Origin of the sequence: uncultured Corynebacterium sp. (assembly GCF_946998835.1) — a bacterium.
Lineage (GTDB): Bacteria > Actinomycetota > Actinomycetes > Mycobacteriales > Mycobacteriaceae > Corynebacterium.
Window position 1 is genome coordinate 70,342 of sequence record NZ_CAMQAZ010000009.1, and the last position, 15,970, is coordinate 86,311.

Genomic DNA, 15,970 nt, shown 5'->3' on the forward strand with positions numbered 1-15,970 from the left:
TAATCTCAATGCCGACATCAGGGCGGTGGGTTCTGCACATCGACATGGACGCCTTCTTCGCGTCCGTCGAGCAGCTCACCCGCCCGACTCTGCGCGGGCGACCGGTTCTCGTCGGCGGACTGGGCGGTCGAGGTGTCGTCGCTGGTGCCTCCTATGAAGCCCGCGTGTATGGAGCCCACTCGGCCATGCCGATGGCCCGGGCGCGCCGGCTCATGCCACCGACCGCAGTGACAGTCAGCGCACGCAAAGGCATTTACGGGCCGGTATCGCGTCGCGTGTTCTCTGTCATTCGCGAGCGCGTGCCCGTGGTCGAACAACTCAGCGTCGATGAGGCTTTCATGGAACCCGAAGAGCTGCAGGGGGCCTCTATGGAGGAGGTTATTGCCTGGGCGGAGCAACTGCGGACAGATATTCGGCGGGAGACCGGTTTGGCCTCGTCGATAGGCGCGGGCGCGGGCAAGCAGTACGCGAAAATTGCGTCCGGCCTGGCGAAACCCGATGGCGTGTACGTGCTGGATCCCGCACGCAACCACGAACTGTTGCACCCGTTGCCGGTGGAGAAGCTCTGGGGCATTGGCCCTGTCACCGCTGCGAAGCTGCACATGATGGGCGTGGAGACAATCGGAGATTTCGCCGCCATGTCCCAGCGCGATGTCGAGGTATCGCTGACATCCAAGACCGGTGTGATGCTGTGGCAGCTGGCGCAGGGGAGAGATGACCGGCCGGTCAAGGAGCGCGATGTCGCCAAGTCTGTATCGGCGGAGTACACCTATCCTGAGGATCTGGAGTCGCAGGCCCAGCTCCACGCCGCCGTCGATCGCGCAGGTGAGTCCGCTTTTCGACGGCTCAAGAAAGATGGCCGTGGTGCGCGCACTATCACGTGCAAGGTGCGTCTGTCGGACTTGAGTATCCATACCCGGTCCGAGACACTCGCCTACGCCACACAGGACTTCGACACCCTTATGGCCGTCGCCCATCGCATCGCGTTCACACCCGCGGAGATTGGACCGGTGCGTTTGGTTGGCGTTGGTTTCTCCGGTTTAGATTCGCACCTGCAAGAGGTGCTGTTTCCCGAACTCGACCGCACTATCACCGTCGAAGATCGGGTACCGGCACCTGCGCTTTCCGACGCTCCCGCCGGCCTCGTCGAGCTATCTGGAACTGGTGCGCTGCCGACTGTTCGGCTGTCCGACTCTAAATGGGTACCCACCTCGGATGTTCACCACAGCGAGTATGGCCATGGTTGGGTGCAGGGATCCGGGCATGGGATTGTGACCGTCCGTTTTGAAAGCCGCACCAGCGGGCCTGGGCGCATGATCACTCTGAAGGAGGACGACTCGGAACTGCGTCCGTGCTCCGCGGTATGCAGCCTGGACTGGCCAGAGTGGTTGGCTTCCGATGAAGAAGCTGCACTTGACTTGCCGCAACCTGAGCGCGAAAGCGAAGACGATGACGGCCCCGACGCGGATGCGGTTTAATTCGAGGCTGCTGATCTGTCCGTAGACTAGGACTCTATGACTACCGAATCCCGGATTGCAGAGCTCGAGGCAGCCCGCCGCCCCTCGCTGCGCAACGCAGATCGAGATCCGAATCCGTCGACCACTCTTCCCGACGACGGTTTGGACAATCGGCAACGGATGCTGGCGGGGCAGTGGTATATCGCCGATCATCCGGAGTCGCAGGCTCTGAATGCGCGGATTGGGCAGGTTGCGGCTGAGTTTGAGAAAACATTTCACGAGGACCAGCAGGCAGCGCAACAGGTGCTGGCGCCTGTTTTGGGCTCTTTTGGAGACAACAGTACCGTCCGCCCGCCGGTCTACCTCGACTACGGCGACAACGTCCACATTGGCAACAATGTTTTCATCAACTTTGGACTCACCGCACTCGACGTGGTGAAGGTGACAATTTGCGACTACGCGCAGCTCGGCCCCAATGTGCAGCTGCTACCGCCAGTGCACCCGCTAGGTGCCGAGGCCCGCTCCGCTTACCTGGAGTCTGGAGATGAAATCATCATCGGCCGCAACGCCTGGATTGGTGGCGGCGCCATCATCCTGGGCGGTGTACACGTCGGCGACAATTCCGTGGTCGCCGCAGGTGCCGTGGTGACTAAGGACGTTCCCGAGGGCGTAGTCGTGGCGGGCAACCCGGCAAAGATTATCCGCATTATCGACGCGGATTAGAACAGCGTCTGCGGATGCACATTCGCGGCCAACGCCGCCGCGAGAATGATGCGCGCCTGCGGTGCGTGCACGCAACCAGCATTAATCACACCGTGCCGAGCCAGTGTCGCACCACCGCCGGCACCGCCGTAGCTGGCGTGGACATCACCACGCGGCACGCGAGTTGCCATCACGACGGGCACATCAGCGGCAATAGCCCGGTCGATGGCGGCGGCAAACGAATCGGAGACATTGCCCGCTCCCAGGCCTTCTACGATAATGCCGCGCGCACCGGCGGCGACTGCTGCGTCCAGCAGCGATCCATCTGCACCTAAGTACGCGGGGACAATTTCTACCTTCGAGTTCTCTAAAGCCGTCAGAGGTAGTGGCTCCGGTCGAACCGGCTCCTCCGGGGCATTAGTAGCAAAAGCCAGGGGATCGGTGGTGTGCCATTTCGTCGCTCCGCGCACAGGTAGGACGGCGTGACCAAACACAATAAGAACGCCAATTCCCTGCGCAGAGGCATCGGAAGCAATGGTCACGGCCTCAAAGAGGTTGCCGGGGCCGTCGGTTTCGGGATGGTCGTAAGGAAGTTGTGCACCAGTAAAGACAACAGGACGCGAGTCAGCATGGAAAATATCGGCAGCCATGGCCGTTTCCTCCATCGTGTCCGTGCCATGAGTGACGACGACACCGTCCACGGAGTCGTCGTCAAGCGCCTCGTGAATTGCGGCGAGAATGTCGTCGACATCACGGAGTGTGAGACTCGACGAATCCAGCGCGCCGAGCTCACGGACTTCCAGCTCCACCATGCCCTCGGGGTAACGCTGCGCGACCGCCGCGACGAGCTCCGCGCCCGAAATAGTGGGAGTCAGCGCACCGTTTCGGTCAGTGGTGCAGGCGATGGTGCCGCCAGTGGTGATGACAACGATTCGGCGAGGGCTGGCCGTGGTCCCAGTGGTGGATGAGCTGGCTGGGGCTGAGTGCGGTGTGGTGGAATCCTGTGTCGACATGTCCACCATCTTACCCAGGCGATGTTTTGGCCTTGTGTAGGATTATAGAAAGAGTGAAGCCAGCGAATCTTCACGCAGATTCTATTGGAGTAGTGCAACTATGAGAGTCTCCTGCAACCAGCGCATCAGCGGCCCTCGCTGGCGCACAGCGCGCGGTGTGACAGTAGCGACGATGATCTCCGTCAGCGCACTCGGGCTCGCAGCCTGCGGTGGCGGCGATTCGGCGGCACCGACAACCGAGTCGAAAACGTCTACGTCGGCTGAACCCGTCATCATGCTGCCGACTCGCACAGAGCTTAACGACGTCCTCGCACGCCTGATTAATCCCGATTTACCAATCGAGGAAAAGGCTCTGACCATCGAGGACGGCGATAAGGCCGGTGATTTCTTCGACCTAGTTACAGATAGCGCCGCGAAGCAGGAAATCAGCTTCGATGTGATTGATCCCATTACTCCTGGTTTTTCCACAAAGGCAGCTGTCGCCGGCGTCAATATCCTCCGCCCAGCGGAAGAACCGATGCTGGTGGAACAGGTGGACTTCATTTACCGAGATGGGCGTTGGATGCTGAGCAAGGAATGGGCTTGCAACCTGGCATCGACACTTGACCCAGAGCACAAGCCTGGGTTCTGTCTCGCGCCGGGCGAGACTCCGCCGCCACCTCCGCCGCCGGAGGAAGAAGCGCCTGTTGAGGAAGCCCCGGCCCCGGTTGAGGAACCAGCACCGGCTCCGCCTCCTGAACCACCGGCTGAGGAGGTTCCGCCACCGCCACCTCCGCCACCGGCTGAGGAGGTTCCGCCTCCACCGCCGCCACCGCCGGCTCCGGCCGAGGACGCGCCGCCTCCGCCTCCGCCACCATCGCCGGCTTAGCCGCCATCGGACCAGGCATCACAGCCTAGCCCGGTCGGGTGCACTGGCTACGCAATAGAAAGTGACCTAGTTCATGGCAGTTCCGCCCATATTTTGGGCAGAAAAGTGCTATAAACTAGGTCACTTTCTTATCTTCTAACCTTGCGAGGACCCCAGATGTTCTTCGCGATCTACTTCTTCGACCCGCTGCCGTCCTTAAACTCCAGCCCACGATGGGTCTGCTGCGTGATACGCACATCGGAGCTGCCATCCCCGTAGGTCACGGAGGTAACAAAGTCGATGTTGCCCTTCACCGGCAGGGGCTTGGTCAGGTCGATGGTTACGCGATCAGCGAGCATCTCAGTCGTCGATTCAACAACCTTCAGTGCACCGTCGCCACCGGTGTCCAGCTCAGTGACGGTCGGCACCTGCTTGACATCGACCTTCAAATTAACAATGTCGCCCTCCCGGCTCAGCAGGGTATAGGTCACCTTCTGCGTCATCGTGGTTTGACCCTCGACTTCGCTTTCTACTGTCCAAGTTGCATCGGTGCCGATGTCCTCGGTGGGGAAAATAATCGGCACTGAATGCAGCTGCTGCAAGGCCATCTCTACGCCGGCTCGAGCGGTGTCGGTCGCCTTCTCCGGCGCGCCCAGCTTCAGTCCCTTGACCTCGCCCGCAGGCGTAGTCGATGAGTCAGAGATGAATCCCCGCGCGGTAGCGATATCCTCGTTGAGCTCATCGTTGGAGCCGTGGGGCTCACCCACCTCGGAAGTCACCACTCGGGTGTCGTTATCGCTAGTAACAGTACTGGTCAGGGGAATCTCCAGTCGCGTGTCCGGGAAAGTCTGGTCGCTGTCGGCGTTCCCACCTCGTTGTGCGAAGCCCTGCGTGACTGCCACAGTCGACTCCTGCTCGGCACCGTCGTCCTTCCAGCGCACGCTCGCCAGCTCACCGCTACCAGCATTGGTCAGCTCAACCTTGGGGCTAGCGATATCGACAGGCTGCGTCTCCACCGCGCTTTCCGACGAGCACGCGGCCAGCGACATCACAGTGCTAGCGGCAACAACTGCGGTGCCGAACCTTGCCGCCAGGCCACGCTTGGTGTGACCAGCTCGGTCGCGAGAGCAAGGTCGACGGAACCACGGGGAGGTGGGGTCTCCTGGACGTCGTAAAGCGGAAGGGGACGGAACAAACTGGGATTGGAAACGTCGAGTCACACCGGTTAGCGTACCGGTTTCGTGGTGGATAGGAACCACCCCGGGCGGTGTCAGTTGGCTGAATATGGGTTTGTTAGGTCATTATGGGACAGTGACTAAGAAGGAAACGAGGACATATTTCCCGCGGCGGGGGATTCTCGCGGCGGTTATTGTGTCAGTTGCGATTATCGATCAGCTGACCAAGATTATCGCTTTGAAAACTCTCGATGGTCGCCCTGCGGTGCAGGTCATTGGTGATCTCTTTGAATTGCGGCTCGTTTTTAACCCTGGTGCGGCCTTCTCCTTCGGCACGAACGCCACCTGGGTTTTTACCACGTTGCAGCTGGTTTACATCCTGGCTGTGATGTACTTTTCGAATTGGCTGCGCAGTCCGGTATCGGCGACCGCTGCAGGGCTCATCGCCGGTGGTGCGCTGGGCAACCTCATTGACAGGCTATTTCGGGAACCTGGCTTTTATGTCGGCCACGTCGTTGATTTCCTGTCGGTGAAGGGTTTTGCCGTATTTAATATTGCGGACTCCGCGATAACCGTGGGCGTTATTATCCTCGTTATCTGGATGATTTTTTCCAAGGAGCCGGATCTCTTCGCCGATCAGATCGCAGCGGAGAAGAAATCTGCTCACAAGCATCAGAACCAGGCAGCGGAGGGAGGACAGCAGTGACCGATAACGCAGTGAACGCAAATGCAGCGCTCGGAGGAGTACAACAGCCAGACCGAGAAACCCGACAGATGCCGGTCCCACCTGGCTTGGCTGGTATGCGCGTCGATGCAGGCGTGGCTAAACTACTGGGGCTCTCGCGGACAGCGGTGGCTGACCTGGCAGCAGCGGGGGACATCACGGTCGATGGCGTGAGTGTTGGCAAGTCCGACCGACTGGAAGAAAATGCTTTTCTCTCGGTGCTGCTGCCGCCGGTGGAGAAGCCATTGGTGCCCAAAGAGGAACTCGTCGAGGGTATGGACGTGCTCTATCACGATTCCGATTTGGTAGCTGTGCACAAGCCTGTCGGGGTGGCTGCGCATCCGTCGGTCGGTTGGGAAGGACCAACTGTTATCGGCGGGCTGGCAGCTGCCGGGTTCCGCATTTCCACCTCCGGTCCGCCAGAGCGCAAGGGCATTGTGCATCGTCTGGATGTCGGTACCTCAGGGGTGATGGTTGTCGCCTGCTCCGAGCGCGGCTACTCCGTGCTCAAGCGAGCTTTTAAAAATCGTGAGGTCTCGAAAACCTACCACGCCCTTGTGCAGGGACATCCGGATCCATTGTCGGGCACGATTGATGCGCCGATTGGCCGTCATCCCTCGGCAGGTTGGCGCTTCGCGGTCCGCCAGGATGGCAAGAATGCGGTGACACACTACGAAACTTTGGAGGCTTTCGCCCCGGCAACACTGCTGAAGGTGAACCTCGAGACCGGACGCACGCATCAGATTCGCGTGCATTTCTCCGCGCTCAATCACCCGTGCTGTGGCGATCCCATGTACGGCTCAGATCCGGCACTGTCTAAGCGGTTGGGGCTCAATCGCCAGTGGCTCCATGCGGTCTCCCTTGGATTCCACCATCCGGCAGATGGCCGCTGGATGGAAATCGAATGTCCATACCCAGACGATTTGAATCACGCTTTGGAAGTTTTGAGGCAGGGTGCATGACGCAAGCATCATCAGGGTCTACGAATCCGCAGCGCCGTGACACCCGTGCGAAAAGCACTGGCGATGGCAGTATTTCGCCAGTCATGGCACTAATCTCAGGGATTTGTGTTGTCAGTTTGGCAATTGTCCTGGCTATCGCGTCGACCTCTGACCGTGTGAGCAAACCACAAAATCTTAACGGCGATACGCTCGGCCCGGAGCCGTGGGAAGCGGTCGATCAGTACGTGGCACGTGCCGACGAGTCGCTCGAGGACATGAAGAAGGAGTCGGATAGGCTCGAGCATGGTCAACCAATAGTGGAGGACCCGAAGTTCTGGGCAATGGTGACTTTTGACCGGTTGCTCAACGCGAACGAAGCGGCTCAGGTGTATGAAAAAGTACCTAGCCTGCGGGTATCAACCGCGATTATCGGTGGCGTGAGTACTCGACATTTGCCGCAGCCGAGTAAAGAGGCCGATGAGGAAAAGCTACTACAAGATCAGTTGGAGTTGGCTGCGGCCTATGCGGATGTCGCGATTGACGACGAGCGACTCGGCTTCAACGGTCTACTGGTCTACGGTGACGCTGAGACGTTGATGGATGTCAAGAAGCTTACAGATGTGAAGGCCATTGAGGCACTGCCGTCAGATGCGGCACGGGGGCGTTTCGGAATCCGCCCGATACTGAGCACTGGTTTTACAGACAAAGAGGCGCTGTATGCGCCGGGCCTGAGCCAGAACTAACTGGCCAAACCTGAGTGGCCAGGGCCGAGCGGTTAGGATTAAGCGGCTAGCACTCAACCGTCTGCATTCAGTCAGTTTCAACGAGAACGCAAAGGAGTAAGTCAACAGTGATTCAGGCATTCGGTGCGTACCTCTTGTGGTCGCTATTTCCGTTGTACTTCCCGCTGCTAGAGCCAGCGGGAGCCGTGGAAATCCTGGCACACCGATTCGTCTGGACCCTTGTCTTTATGGTTATCGCCCTCAGCTTCATGCGCGCATGGCCAGAGCTGAAGGCCGCAAGTGCTAAGACATGGGGCACCATTTTCGTTGCCGCATTGTTGATTTCCGTGAACTGGGGCGTGTACGTCTACCTGGTCAACAATGGGCAGGTGGCGGAGGCCGCACTCGGTTACTTCATTAACCCGCTGGTCAGCGTGGTGCTGGCGATGATTTTCTTCCGTGAGAGTCTCTCGCGGTTGCAGCTCGGCAGTGTAGTCTTGGCCACCATTGCGGTCATTGTTCTCACCATCGGTGTGGGCTATCCGCCGGTGGGCGCGCTGGCGCTGGCCTTTAGCTTTGGGTTCTACGGCCTGATGAAGAAGCGGGTGTCTCTTTCCTCCGCGGCGTCGCTAACTGCCGAGTCCGCCGTAATCACACCGATTGCGTTGGCTTACATCCTCTGGTTGAGCTCCACCGGACAGAGCACCTTTACGTCTGAAGGAACCGGCCACACGCTGCTCATGATGAGCGCCGGTGTTGCTACCGCCATCCCGCTGTTGCTCTTCGGTGAAGGTGCCAAGCGCCTACCACTGGCCACTTTGGGCCTGATGCAGTACATCACGCCGGTTCTCCAAATCACCCTGGCGACTACCGTGCTCGGCGAGCAGCTCGAACCGGAGCGCTGGATTGGGTTCTTTATTATCTGGGGCGCCGTCGCGCTGTTCATCTGCGACCTCATCCTGAAGATGCGCCGTCAACGTCGAGTTCGCCGAGAACTCCGTAAGGCCGGCATTGAGCCGGCCGCGGTTTCCGACGATGTTGCCGACGAGACGGATGGGGCGGTTGCCCGGGACGTCGTAAAGCCTGCAGATAATTAGCAGAAAAGGTCGCGCAGGTGCTCGTTGAGGAAGATTCCCTGCGGATCGACTTTTTCGCGCAGCGCCTGGACCTCGCCGAAGAGCGGGTAGCGCTGCGCAAAATCCTCCGCGCGGAGCGTGTGCAATTTGCCCCAGTGCGGGCGCCCCTCATGGGCCTTGAAGATTGGCTCAATGAGGTTGAAGTACTCCCGGTAGTTTTCCTTCCAGTAGCGGTGGATGGCGATGTAGGCGCTGTCGCGACCGTACGCCGTGGACAGAGCGACATCGTCGGCCTTGGCGGAGCGCACCTCGATGGGGAAGGAAATCTTCATTCTCTTGCGGGCAATTGCGTCGCGAATCTCCCCGAGGACATCGGAAGCGGCTTCGAGCGGGATTGAGTATTCCATCTCGGAAAAACGCACACGGCGCGGTGACACGAAGACTTTGTGCGCCTCATTTGAGTAGCGGCGCTCTGGCACGGTGTTGGTGGCAATGCGGTTGATCGTATTCGTCGTGGCGGGAATGGCCTTGGCAATCTCGCAGCACGCCAAAAGCCCCATGTTGTTGACGACTTCGTCATTGAGATATGTGCGCGCGCTGCCCAGGCGTTGCTTTAGGCTATTGCGGCTCGGGCGGCGGTGGCGCTGCGGTTCGATGCGAGTATTGTGTTTGACCAGCGTCTCGCGCTGTCCCGGGAACCAGAAAAACTCCAGGTGGTCAGTCTCTTTGCAGCGCTCGGCGAAGCTCTTGCGCAGGGAGTCAAACTCTTCGCGGTGCTCGTCGGCATGCAAATCAAACGCCGGTACCACAGACATCGTGACCTCCGTGAGCACGCCGAAGACGCCCAGTCCTAGTCGTCCGAGGCGGTAGAGCTCGCCGTCGATTCCCTGCGCGTCGGGGTGGCAGTGCCTGACGACGCCATCCGCGGTGACAATCTTGAATCCCTTCACGGTGCCCGCGAAGCCGGTGAACCCTAGACCGGTGCCGTGTGTTCCGGTGGAGATAGCGCCGGCCAGCGACTGCGGGTCGACATCGCCCTGGTTGGGAAGCGCCCACCCAAGCGGTCGCAGAATTCCTGGCGTATCGCGCAGCCGAGTGCCGGCACGCAGGGTGGCGGTCTGGTTAGGTGCGTCGAGCTCGACCAGCCCGGAGCAGCGATCGAGCTGGATGCGATGCCCATCGGTGGTGGCCACGGACGTAAAAGAATGACCGGCTCCCAGTGGGCGCACCGTAGAGCCGTCGGCCTTCGCCGCCTTAATTACTGAGATGACACCTTCGTCATCGTGCGGCTGATGCGTATAGGACGGAGTGCATGACTGAGTGTGAGCCCAATTGTTCCACTGGGAGTTGGCGGCGGCTTTCGCCTGCGCGCGTCGACGTACACGTGGAACGCGGGATTCAACCGTAGAGACGGTGAAGCGGGCGTTGTTGTGTGAACGGCTCATGTGAAGATCAATCCCTTTCCTCGGTACGTGGACCAGTGGTCGATGATGTCGCCATCTCGAACTGCAATGACTTCTTGTGCGTGCTCGGCTATCTCGCCGGCCTTGGCGTGGCGAAACCACACGGGCTCTCCCAGCGATATCGCATCGGCAGCCTTGCCGAGCAGCGGAGTTTGCACCTCGCCAGGGCCCTCCTCCGTCGCATATCGCAGACCCGTGGGATACCACGGGGTGGGCAGGCGGTCAGCTCCCGCTGGGCCAGAGGCAATTCGACCACCGCCGGACACCGTGACCACGCCTTTCTTTGGTCGCCGCGTCGCCGGTAGCACAAACCAGGACGCCGGACGCAGATTGAATGCGCGATAGTTATCGAACAGTGTTGGTGCCAAGAAACCCGACCCTGCCGCGGCCTCGGTCACTGCGGCTTCGGCGCACGTTGACTCCAGCGATCCCGTGCCACCGCCGTTGACAAACTCCAGCGGCCCCGCCACCTTCTCGACCGTCGCGACAACCTTGGCGCGACGCTTCGCCAGCTCCTTCCTGGACACGGCTTGCATGAGGCGAATCGCCCGAGCACGCGGAGAGTTTCCGGCATCGCCCACTCCGGCGATGTGCCCCTCGTACATCATGATTCCGGCCAGCTGCAGCTCTGGCCGGGCAACAATCTGCTTGGCAAACGTCGCCGCCTGCTTCGGTGAGAACAGGCTGGAGCGCAGCGTGCCAATGTGCACGCCGGGCAGGGGACGAAATGAGGCATCGACATCCATGCACACTCGAATTGGCGTATTGTCGCTTGCCGACGACACCAGCGCCTCCAGATGCTCGGGACGGTCAACCATGACGCAGATGGCAGCGCGCGCTGCATCATCGTCGGCAAGCTCTGCGATAGCGCGGGCGTCAAGCGTCGGGTAGGCGACGACAATGTCGTCGCTGACGCCTTCTCGGAATAGATACAGTGCCTCTGCCAGTGAATATGCAAGCACGCCCTGGAAACCAGGGAAGGCCAGGACGTGCGAGATGAGCTGCGGAATGCGGATGGACTTCGAGGCCACGCGGATAGGCATACCGTTTGCACGGCGGAGCATGTCGCGGGCATTGGCTTCGACCGCCGCGAGGTCGACGACGACTGCAGGAAGGGAAGTGTAGTTAAGCAGAGTGTCGGTAGCTAGCGGTGGGCGGGCTGTCTGGGACGTCTGTACCGGCAGCGCCTCGGGTAACTCCGGGGCAGAAGCTCGAGAAAGTTTCATGCCCTAAAACGTAATCATTGTCCACTGTCACTGTCTTTGTTTTAGAAAAGAAAACTAGAACTTTTGACCGGCAGAGTGCGTTAGGGCGGGTTATTAGCTAGACCAGCCAGCTATAACGGGCGGCGTCCATGTCGGAGGTGATGACATCGCCATCGATGAGGTAGCCGGCGGCGATGGGACGGCGATCGATGGTGGCAAGGACTTCGTCGAGCTCCGGCTTGGGGAAGTAGGTGAAGTGTCCATCGGAAAGCGGTGCGAACACTGTGTTGCTCCTTCGATTCTTGGCTTTGGATTAACGGGAAAGGCTAACGATCGAGAGGAAACATGAGGGCTTCCTCACGAACTGTGGTGTCGAGTATTGTCAACTGGTTTTGGAAAGTAAAGGAAGTGGCGGGGTGATGTTGCACACGTCTTTAGCTATAACTGTCCTGATATAAGAGCTGCGCTGGATAAAACCTATTTGGCCAGGAGTGTTCGAAGGAATCGTGTTCAGTCCGGGGGATTGTCTACAATCTGGATTCATGGCTAACTCCTCCTTCGTGCACCTCCATAACCACACCGAGTACTCGATGCTCGACGGCATGGCGAAGATTGATTTGCTTGCCGACGAGGTTGCGCGACAGGGAATGCCTGCTGTCGGTGTCACTGACCACGGCAATATGTTTGGCTCGAATGCGTTTTATCGGCAGATGAAGTCCAAGGGTGTCAAGCCGATTATCGGCATTGAAGCCTACATGGCGCCGGAAAGCCGCTTTAATAAAAAGCGCATTCAGTGGGGTGAGCCGCACCAGCGCCGCGATGACGTCTCGGGTCGTGGTTCCTACCTGCATCAGACCATGCTGGCCGCCAATGCGCAGGGGCTGCGGAACCTGTTCTACCTGTCGTCGATGGCGTCGTATGAGGGGCAAATTAGTAAGTACCCGCGTATGGATGCCGAGTTGGTGGCAGAACGCGCCGAGGGCATTATTGCGACTACTGGTTGCCCGTCGGGTGATGTGCAGACACGTCTGCGCCTTGGGCAGTTCGACGAGGCGCTAAAGGCCGCCGGTATGTGGCAGGACATCTACGGCAAGGAAAACTACTTCCTGGAGCTAATGGACCACGGGCTGGATATTGAGAACCGTGTGCGCAGTGAACTGTTGGAGATTGGGCGGAAACTGAATCTGCCGCCGCTGGTTACGAATGACTGTCACTATGTCACCCGTGACCAGGCCAAGGCGCACGAGGCTATGCTCTGTGTGCAGACGGGCAAGACGCTCAATGACCCGGACCGTTTCAAGTTCGACGGTGACGGTTACTTCATTAAGTCCGCTGAGGAAATGCGCGCGACTTGGGATCATCTGGTGCCCGGTGCCTGCGATAACACGCTGCTGATTGCGGAGCGGGTAGAGGACTACGACGAGCTGTGGGAGGAGCACCCGCACGACCGAATGCCGAAGGCCGACGTGCCGGAAGGAGAGACCCCGACAACGTGGCTGCATCACAACGTGATGGAGGGGCTGCGAAAGCGCTTTGAGGGCCGAGAAGTGCCGGAGGAATACATCCGGCGCGCGGAGTATGAGATTGAGGTTATTGACGGTAAGGGATACCCGTCATACTTCCTGATTGTTGCGGAGCTGATTCGCCATGCCCGCGAGGTAGGCATCAAGGTCGGCCCAGGCCGTGGTTCCGCTGCTGGTTCCCTGGTTGCGTACGCAACATGGATTACCAATATTGACCCGATTGAGCACGGACTCCTCTTCGAGCGATTCCTGAACCCGGAGCGTCCGTCCGCACCCGATATCGATATCGACTTCGACGACCGCCGTCGCGATGAAATGATTCGCTATGCGGCCGACCGCTGGGGCGAGGACAAGGTCGCGCAGGTGGTCACCTTCGGTACGGTGAAGACCAAGCAAGCTCTGAAGGACTCGGCTCGTGTGCAGTTTGGCCAGCCTGGCTACCAGATTGCAGACCGCATTACTAAGGCGCTGCCACCTGCGATTATGGCCAAGGATATTCCACTGAGCGGCATCGTCGACCCCGAACACCCACGCTACGGCGAGGCTGCCGAGGTCCGACAGCTTATTGAGACCGACCCGGATGTGGCTCGAATTTACGAGACGGCTCGTGGTCTCGAGGGCGTCGTTAGGCAGACTGGCGTGCACGCCTGTGCCGTGGTGATGGCGTCGGTGCCCCTCTTGGATCACATTCCGATGTGGAAGCGACAGGCCGACGGCGCGATTATCACTGGTTGGGACTACCCAGCATGTGAGGCCATCGGTCTGTTGAAGATGGACTTCCTGGGGCTTCGAAACCTGACGGTGATCGGTGACTGTATCGAGCACATCAAGTCCAACCGAGACGAGAAAATTCTGCTCGATGACCTTGAGACCGATGACCCGAAGGTCTACGAGCTGCTGTCACGCGGTGACACCCTCGGTGTGTTCCAGCTCGATGGTGGCGGCATGCGTGAGTTGCTCAAGCGCATGCAGCCGACAGGATTCGATGACATCGTCGCATCGCTAGCGCTGTACCGTCCAGGCCCAATGGGTGTGAACGCGCACTTCGACTACGCGGACATTAAGAATGGTCGCAAGCCCTACAACGCCATCCACCCGGAGCTGGATGAACAGTTGAAGGACATCCTGGAAGAAACACACGGCCTAATCGTGTACCAGGAGCAGATCATGAAGATCTCGCAGAAGCTGGCGAACTACACCGCGGGTCAAGCAGATGGTTTCCGTAAGGCCATGGGTAAGAAGAAGCCAGAGGTGCTGGCCAAGGAGTTCGTGAACTTCGAAGGCGGCATGCTGGAAAATGGTTTCTCCAAGGATGCCGTCCAAAAACTGTGGGACATTATTCTGCCGTTCGCCTCGTACGCTTTTAATAAGTCTCACGCGGCGGGCTACGGTCTGGTGTCCTACTGGACCGCCTACCTGAAGGCCAACTACACCGCTGAGTACATGGCGGCGCTATTGACTTCGGTGGCGGATGACAAGAATAAGCTGGCCATCTACCTGTCGGATTGTCGTCACCTGGGTATTAAGGTGTTGCCGCCGGATGTCAATGAGTCGGGTATGGACTTCGAGCCGGTTGGTGAGGATATTCGCTTTGGCCTCGGCGCTATCCGCAACGTCGGCCACGATGTGGTCGCGTCGATTGTGAAAACGCGTGAGGAAAAGGGCAAGTTCACCTCATTCTCGGATTACCTGGACAAGATTGAGACGTTGCCGTGCAGCAAGCGCATCACAGAATCGCTGATTAAGGCCGGTGCATTCGATTCGCTGGGTCACCCGCGAAAGGGACTTGCGCTCATTCACGAAGAGGCCATCGACTCGGTGCTCTCGACGAAGAAGGCTGCGGACAAGGGGCAGTTCGACCTGTTCGCCGGCTTCGGTGGAGATGAGGAAACCGACGCTGAGAGCATCTTCGAGATTCGCGTTCCCGATGAAAAGTGGGAGCGCAAGCACGAGCTGACGCTCGAACGAGAGATGTTGGGCCTCTATGTTTCTGGCCACCCTCTCGATGGGTTCGAAGAATCGCTAGCGGCACAGACGGATACGGCTCTGACCACGGTCGTCGGTGGGGAAGTGGCGAACAACACCGAGATCACTATCGGTGGCATTATCTCCAGCGTTGACCGTCGTGTGAATAAGAACGGTCAGCCCTGGGCGATTATCGGCATTGAGGACCACAACGGCGCGCGCGTGGAAGTCATGGCTTTCGCGAGAACGTACGCAATGATTGCCACCAGCATCGCTGAAGATGCCATCGTGCTTGTGCGCGCCCGTGTCCAGTACCGCGATGACCGCATGAGTGTGGTCTGCGATGACTTGAAGCTGCCGGATCTCGGTCGCAATGGTTCCACGTCGGCGCCGCTGCGTCTGACCATGCGCACCGACCAGTGCACCCCGGAGATGATTGCCAAGCTGAAATCCGTACTGCTCGACAACCCCGGCGACTCGGACGTCTACCTCAAGCTTGTCGACGGCGATTCCCACACCACCTTGGTTCTCGGCGAGCACTTGCGGGTTGACCGTGATGCCAGCTTGATTGGCGACTTGAAGGCGACAATCGGTGCCAGCATTTTGGGGTAGCGTATCGCGACCCCTGATTGTCGCAACCGGTTGTGCGACCGAGTAGAGTCTTAGCTCATGAGTGAGAATTCTGTGCCTGCTGCCCAGCCCGAACGCCGACTTGTCCACGCGGCCGATATTCAGATTGCGCAGGCACGAATTTCTTCGGTGATTGCAGCTACTCCGCTGCAGTTCAGCCCACGTCTTTCCGAAATCACTGGCGCCAAGGTATTCCTCAAGCGGGAAGACCTCCAGGATGTGCGCTCCTACAAGATTCGCGGTGCCTACAACGCGATGGTTCAGGTTACCGACGAAGAGCGAGCCGCAGGTGTCGTTGCGGCATCTGCGGGAAACCACGCTCAAGGCGTGGCGTATGCCTGCCGTCAGCTTGGTATAGAGGGGCGTATCTACGTTCCCAATGCCACGCCAAAGCAGAAGCGTGACCGTATCGCTTACCACGGCCGCGATGCCGTTGAAATTGTGGTCGTCGGTGACTCTTTCGATGAGGCCGCCGCTGCAGCGCGTGCCGACGCGCAGCGCACCGGCGCCACTATGGTCGAGCCCTT

General features: G+C 59.3%; 14 protein-coding genes. 9 read left to right on the forward strand and 5 right to left on the reverse strand.

Annotated elements, in window-relative coordinates; genetic code table 11:
- The first annotated feature begins 8 nt into the window (after positions 1-8).
- Positions 9-1,478 (forward strand): DNA polymerase IV, encoded by a 1,470-nt coding sequence (locus Q0U90_RS04830; RefSeq protein WP_297452280.1) that lies wholly within the window; start codon positions 9-11, stop codon positions 1,476-1,478.
- A 36-nt stretch (positions 1,479-1,514) separates the two neighbouring features.
- Positions 1,515-2,180: a DapH/DapD/GlmU-related protein gene (locus Q0U90_RS04835; protein ID WP_297452282.1), complete on the forward strand. Its 666-nt coding sequence runs from the start codon at positions 1,515-1,517 to the stop codon at positions 2,178-2,180.
- Here Q0U90_RS04835 and Q0U90_RS04840 read toward each other — a convergent pair.
- A complete protein-coding gene (locus tag Q0U90_RS04840) occupies positions 2,177-3,181 on the reverse strand; it encodes an asparaginase (RefSeq protein ID WP_297452284.1) in 1,005 nt (334 codons plus the stop codon). The two genes, Q0U90_RS04835 and Q0U90_RS04840, sit on opposite strands and share 4 nt — an antisense overlap.
- 91 nt (positions 3,182-3,272) lie before the next feature.
- Between Q0U90_RS04840 and Q0U90_RS04845 the strand changes: the two genes are divergently transcribed.
- The gene (locus tag Q0U90_RS04845; protein WP_297452286.1) at positions 3,273-4,040 is read left to right on the forward strand and encodes a hypothetical protein; all 768 of its coding nucleotides are present in this window, start codon (positions 3,273-3,275) and stop codon (positions 4,038-4,040) included.
- 170 nt (positions 4,041-4,210) lie between these two features.
- Here the strand turns inward: Q0U90_RS04845 and Q0U90_RS04850 are convergent, their stop codons facing one another.
- Complete coding sequence (locus tag Q0U90_RS04850; protein ID WP_297452288.1) at positions 4,211-5,239, reverse strand: hypothetical protein; 1,029 nt, start codon at positions 5,237-5,239, stop codon at positions 4,211-4,213.
- Between the two features lie 91 nt (positions 5,240-5,330).
- Here Q0U90_RS04850 and lspA point away from each other — a divergent pair, with 91 nt between their 5' ends.
- The 4 genes from lspA (at position 5,331) to rarD (ending at position 8,678) form a co-directional block, all read left to right on the forward strand.
- The gene (lspA, locus tag Q0U90_RS04855; RefSeq protein WP_297452290.1) at positions 5,331-5,900 is read left to right on the forward strand and encodes a signal peptidase II; all 570 of its coding nucleotides are present in this window, start codon (positions 5,331-5,333) and stop codon (positions 5,898-5,900) included.
- A gap of 68 nt (positions 5,901-5,968) precedes the next feature.
- Positions 5,969-6,880, forward strand: a complete 912-nt coding sequence (locus tag Q0U90_RS04860) for an RluA family pseudouridine synthase (RefSeq protein WP_297452309.1) — start codon at positions 5,969-5,971, stop codon at positions 6,878-6,880.
- Positions 6,877-7,602 carry a hypothetical protein gene (locus tag Q0U90_RS04865; RefSeq protein ID WP_297452291.1) on the forward strand — a complete coding sequence of 242 codons (726 nt, stop codon included), beginning with the start codon at positions 6,877-6,879 and terminating at the stop codon, positions 7,600-7,602. The genes Q0U90_RS04860 and Q0U90_RS04865 overlap by 4 nt, the downstream gene beginning before the upstream one ends.
- Positions 7,603-7,709: 107 nt before the next feature.
- Positions 7,710-8,678: an EamA family transporter RarD gene (gene rarD / locus Q0U90_RS04870; RefSeq protein ID WP_297452293.1), complete on the forward strand. Its 969-nt coding sequence runs from the start codon at positions 7,710-7,712 to the stop codon at positions 8,676-8,678.
- Here rarD and Q0U90_RS04875 read toward each other — a convergent pair.
- The 3 genes from Q0U90_RS04875 to Q0U90_RS04885 form a co-directional block, all read right to left on the reverse strand.
- Positions 8,675-10,102, reverse strand: a complete 1,428-nt coding sequence (locus Q0U90_RS04875; protein WP_297452295.1) for a D-arabinono-1,4-lactone oxidase — start codon at positions 10,100-10,102, stop codon at positions 8,675-8,677. The genes rarD and Q0U90_RS04875 overlap by 4 nt on opposite strands.
- Positions 10,099-11,346 carry an alanine racemase gene (locus tag Q0U90_RS04880; RefSeq protein ID WP_297452297.1) on the reverse strand — a complete coding sequence of 416 codons (1,248 nt, stop codon included), beginning with the start codon at positions 11,344-11,346 and terminating at the stop codon, positions 10,099-10,101. Before Q0U90_RS04880 ends, Q0U90_RS04875 begins: the two co-directional genes overlap by 4 nt.
- A gap of 97 nt (positions 11,347-11,443) precedes the next feature.
- A complete protein-coding gene (locus Q0U90_RS04885; RefSeq protein WP_297452299.1) occupies positions 11,444-11,608 on the reverse strand; it encodes a hypothetical protein in 165 nt (54 codons plus the stop codon).
- 259 nt (positions 11,609-11,867) lie between these two features.
- Here Q0U90_RS04885 and dnaE point away from each other — a divergent pair, with 259 nt between their 5' ends.
- A complete protein-coding gene (gene dnaE / locus Q0U90_RS04890; RefSeq protein WP_297452301.1) occupies positions 11,868-15,425 on the forward strand; it encodes a DNA polymerase III subunit alpha in 3,558 nt (1,185 codons plus the stop codon).
- Between the two features lie 57 nt (positions 15,426-15,482).
- On the forward strand, positions 15,483-15,970 hold a 488-nt coding region (locus tag Q0U90_RS04895; RefSeq protein WP_297452303.1), incomplete at its 3' end, for a pyridoxal-phosphate dependent enzyme.